This is a genomic window from Aeromicrobium sp. (genome assembly GCF_036676885.1).
Lineage (GTDB): Bacteria > Actinomycetota > Actinomycetes > Propionibacteriales > Nocardioidaceae > Aeromicrobium.
On sequence record NZ_JAKFCB010000206.1, the window covers coordinates 1 to 4713 of the forward strand.

General features: G+C 72.2%; 1 protein-coding gene. It reads right to left on the reverse strand.

From position 1 onward, the window contains the following. The coding region (locus V6M46_RS09525) for a fatty acid synthase subunit beta domain-containing protein (protein ID WP_332664177.1) at positions 1 to 4713 on the reverse strand (4713 nt) is incomplete at both ends.

Sequence of the window (4713 nt, forward strand, 5' to 3'; positions counted from 1 at the left end):
AGGTCGCGGTCCTGGATGTTGGCCGAGAGCTGCCCGATCAGGCGCTCGACGGACCACAGCAGGATGCGCATGTCGATCTCGGTGCGGCTGCCGGCGTCGGTGAGGTCACCGGCGACGCGGCCAGCGGCGAACGGGAACAGCAGCGTCGGCGTCATGGCCGGCTTCGAAACCGTCGTGACACCCGCACGCGTCTGGGTCTGCTCGCTGCTGATCCAGCTCGTCAGCGCGTCGACGTCGGCGTACGACGCCATGTTGGCCGGGACGATCCACAGGGCTGCTCCGGCAACCGCGTGGGTGCGGTAGAGCTCCTTGTAGAACGCGAGACGCTTCGGGTCGAGGCCCGAGGTCGTCGCGACGACGGTCGCACCACCGGCGAGCAGCTTGCCGGTGACACCAGCGGCGATGGACCCCTGGCTGGCGCCGGTCACGACCGCGAGCTCGCCGGACCAGGTCTGGTCCGTCGGGCTGAGGGCGTCCTCGGCGATCTGCGTGAAGCGCTCGGAGAGCCGGGGGTCGGAGTGCGTTGCGTACCAACGAGCCTGCGCCGCAACGACCTTGCCGGCGCCGACGAAGCTGGCCTCGACGGTCTCGCCTGCGGCGATGCGGGCGAGATCCTCGCGGGCGCTGGCCCAGCGGTCGTCCAGCAGGACGGCCTTGAGCGGGTCGAACGCCGGGGCGGTGAGCTTGGCCCAGTCGCTGCCCAGCTCGGTCTCGACGCGGGCCAGGATCTCGGCCTCGGCCTCGTCCGTCTCGACGACAGCCGGTACGTCATTGAGTCCCAGCTGGTCCAGGACCAGACGGGCCGATGACGCCAGGACACCGTCGGGGCCGGTGATCTGTGCGGTGAACTCGCCGAGGGCGGCCGCATCGATCGTGGCGCCCTCTCCCCCACCAGTGGACGGCAGGTCGACGCTGACGCCGTGGCGCGCGGCGACAGCCTGCACGCTGGCATCGATCGCGGCGTCGACGTCGGCGCCGGAGGCGAGACCGCTCAGCGAGCCGTACTCACCGCCGCGGACGCTCGAGCCCTCACGGCTCGAGAGCGCGAGCTCGACGAGTGCGTGACTCGCCCAGCCCGGTCCGAGCTGCCAGACGTCGGAGACGCGCTCGGCGACGGCCGACTGGCGCTTGCCGGTCGGGCCGAACACCTTCTTGAGGTGATCGCCGAGGGCTTCGGTGAGCACGGGGCCGAACGGCTTGTAGCCGCGGGCCAGGCCCTTGACCTGACCGGACAGCGTCGGCAGGTCCGCGTCAGCGGCCCCGTCGATCGCGCCGAGCCCGAGCTCGCCGCCGAGGTCGACCAGCAGCTGGTTGCGGCGCGAGGACGCACCGTCGCACAGCGACTCGATCGTGTCGGCGGCGCCGATCTGGTCGAGGCGCATCTTGGTCCACCAGGCGATCAGGACCGTCGTGGCGTCGGCGGCGTCGAACGTCAGGTCCGCCGGGCGCGGGCCACTCGAGGTGGCCGGAGCGGCAGCGGGTGCGGCGGCCGCAGCAGCCTCCGGGGCCGAGGCCTCAGCGGGTGCGACGTCCTCGTCCTCCTCGATGACGATCTCCTCGTCGGTCGAGAAGACCGCAGCGCTGTCGCGCTCGAAGTTGAGCACCTCGACGGGTCCGCCGAAGCGGCCCGGGAGCTTGAGGGTCGAGGACGCGAGGTTGGCCACCGTGGGGGCCTGGCCCACGCCGACCTCGATGAAGCGCTCGACACCGAGGTCGCCGAACAGCAGGTCCTGCGTCTCGATCCAGCGCACGGGGCTGGCGAACTGCCAGGCGAGCAGCTCGATCAGCACGACGCGGCACAGCTCGCCGGGCTTGGCCGACCAGGTCGCGAAGTCTGCGAGCACCGCGTTGAGCGGCTCCGAGGGCACGAGATCGGCGATCTCCTGCAGGAACGCCCGGTCGAGCGAGAACGGCTTCGGCACCAGGTTGGGGACGTACCGGCCCGCGAGGATCGCGGGGTCGATCGTCGTCGGCAGCAGCTCGGTGAGGCGGTCGCGGAAGTCCGGGACGCCGTCGCGCAGCACCGTGGAGTGGAACGGCACGTCGATGCCGGGCACCAGGATGTACGCGGCCTTGCCGCCGAACTCCGCCCGGCGGCGCGTGATGTCAGCCTCGAGGACCTCGAGGCCACGAACCGTGCCGGCGATCGCGTACTGCGAGTCGCGCAGGTTGTAGTTGACGATCTGCAGGAACTCGCCGGACTCCTCGGCGATGCGGTCCACGTATGCCGTGACGTTGTCGTCGTTGAGCCCGATCTGCGCGGGGCGGATCGCGGCGAGCCGGTAGTTGCTGCGGCCCTCGGCGTCGCGGGGCACGAGCGTGTGCATGACCGAGCCGCGCTGGAACACGACCTCGACGACGGCCTCGAGCGGGATGACGCCCGAGACGGCGGCGAGCGCGTTGTACTCGCCGACCGAGTGACCGGCGAGGATCGAGCCCTCGACGAATCCACCGGATTCGCGCAGCTCGGCCATCTGGGCGGCGCCGAGCACCGCCATGGCGACCTGTGTGAACTGGGTCAGGAACAGCACACCGTCGGGGTGCTTGTGCGTCACACCGTCGGTCACGAGGACCGTCGGGTTGTCGCGGACGACCGTGAGGATCGAGAAGCCGAGCGCCTTGCGGGTGTGCGCGTCAGCACGGTCCCAGATCTCGCGGGCGGCCTTGGAGCGCTGGTACGCCGCCATGCCCATGCCCTGGTGCTGGATGCCCTGGCCCGGGAACGCGTACGCCGTGCGGGGCGCCTCGAGGCGTGCGGTCGCCGACATGACGACCTCGCCCTCGGCGCGGCAGGTGATGTCGACGAGCTCGGCACCGTTGTCGAGGCCGATGCGGTCGGCCTTGACGTCGACCGTCACGCCGGGGCGTACCGGCGCCAGGAAACGCGTCGTCCAGCCCGTGATGCGGCGGCCCGACAGCACCTGCTGTGCGGCGGCGGAGACCCACATGCCGTGCACGATCGGCGCGCCGAGGCCGGCGAGGCGGGCAGCGGCGACGCTGGTGTGGATCGGGTTGTGGTCGCCCGTCACGGCGGCGAAGCCACGCAGGTCGGTGGGGGCGGTCAGGGTCGCGGCACCGCGCGACTTGCGCGGGGTGTCCTTGACGTCGTCACCGATCGCGCCGCCGGCGCGTGCCGGGTCGGCGAGCTCGCCGGCGCCGGTGCGTCCGCGGATCGCGAAGCGCTCACGCAGCGTCGCGACCTCGCCGGTGGCGGAGGAGATCGTGACGTCGACCGCGACGACGCGGCCGAAGCCGGTGTCCTCGACCGACTCGACCACCGAGGAGATCGTGAGCGCGGACGGGGAGACCGGCAGGGTGCCGGTCAGGGCGATCGCGTGGTCGAGGTGGACCAGGTCGAGCATGCCCTCGATGACGGGGATGCCGTGGTGGGTGGCCTCACCGAGCACGGCGAAGACCGACGGCCACGCGAGCCCGACGAGCACGTCGGGAACCGGGTGGACCGGCGTGTGCGCACCGGTGACGCCGGCGTGATCGGCGATCAGGTCCGGGTCCCAGTCGACGTTGACCGACGCGCGGCCGTTCGTCACGGGCGGGACGTCGCCGCCGGCAGCGCCGGCAACGAGCGAGGACATCGCGGACGCGGCGACCTCGGTCGACACGACCGGAGCCGCACCGGCGAGCACCGCGTCGTCGACCGTGATGCGCAGCGAGAGCGGACGCGCCAGCGGCACCTGCAGCTCGGCGGTACGACCGTCGATCGCGACGAGCGCGGCGCCGGTCTCGGGGTGCTCGGCGCGCTGCGGGTCGACGATGACCCATTCGGCGCCGAGGCGGTGGACGGGGTTGCGAACCGTACGGCCGGCCCACACGAGGTCGGGGGCGGCGAGCACGAGCGAGAGGACGTCACCGGCTCCCTCGACGCGACGGCGGCCCGTGACGCGCTGGGCGGCCCGGCCGGAGGCGAGGAGCCCGTCGATCGTGGCGTCCTCGAAGCGGCGCAGCAGCTCGGCGACCGGCTCGTCGACGCGGTCGATGCCGGCGACGGAGACCGTGCCGGGGATGATGCAGACCTCGTCGGCGGCGTAGCGCGGGTCGTGCGCCTGCCACAGCGAGTCCGAGCGCCACCAACGGCGTACGTCCTGGTCGAGCACCGGCACGAAGTTGACCGGCTTGCCCGGCGTCCTGCACTGCTCGATGAAGAACAGCACATCGCCCGGGTGCAAGGTGACGCTTTCGGCGGCCGGGTAGGCCTCGACGAGCGTGGCAAGAGCCTGCGGTCCGTCGTCGACCAGGGAAGCGTCGGCGAAGAGGGTCGGGATCGTGCCGCGGTCGGCCGGGTTCAGGCGGGCCTCGGCGCGCTGCAGCATCGCGTGGAAGCGGTCGCGGATCGTGACGTCGAGCCACTCGGGCGTGCCGGACAGCTCGACGTAGCGACGCAGCCACTGGGCGTACGTCATGGTCTCGACGTCGCCGAAGTACGGCTTGGCGGTGCGGTTGAGTGCCTCGATGATCTCGTCGCGGCGTGCGGCGACCGCCTCGGCGTCACCAGCCACCTCGTCGAGCAGGCGGCCCGTGCGGGACGCGGTGTTGTCGATCTCGTGGATGTCGGCGCCGAGCTGGCTGCGGCCCGAGGCCATGCCGCCCTTGGCGCTGCCCGCGCCGACCCAGGTGCCGGTGCCGCGGGTGTCGACGAGGAGCTGCTTGACCTCGGGGGCCGTCGTGGCCTCGAGCGTGGCCATCGCGGCGGTGCCG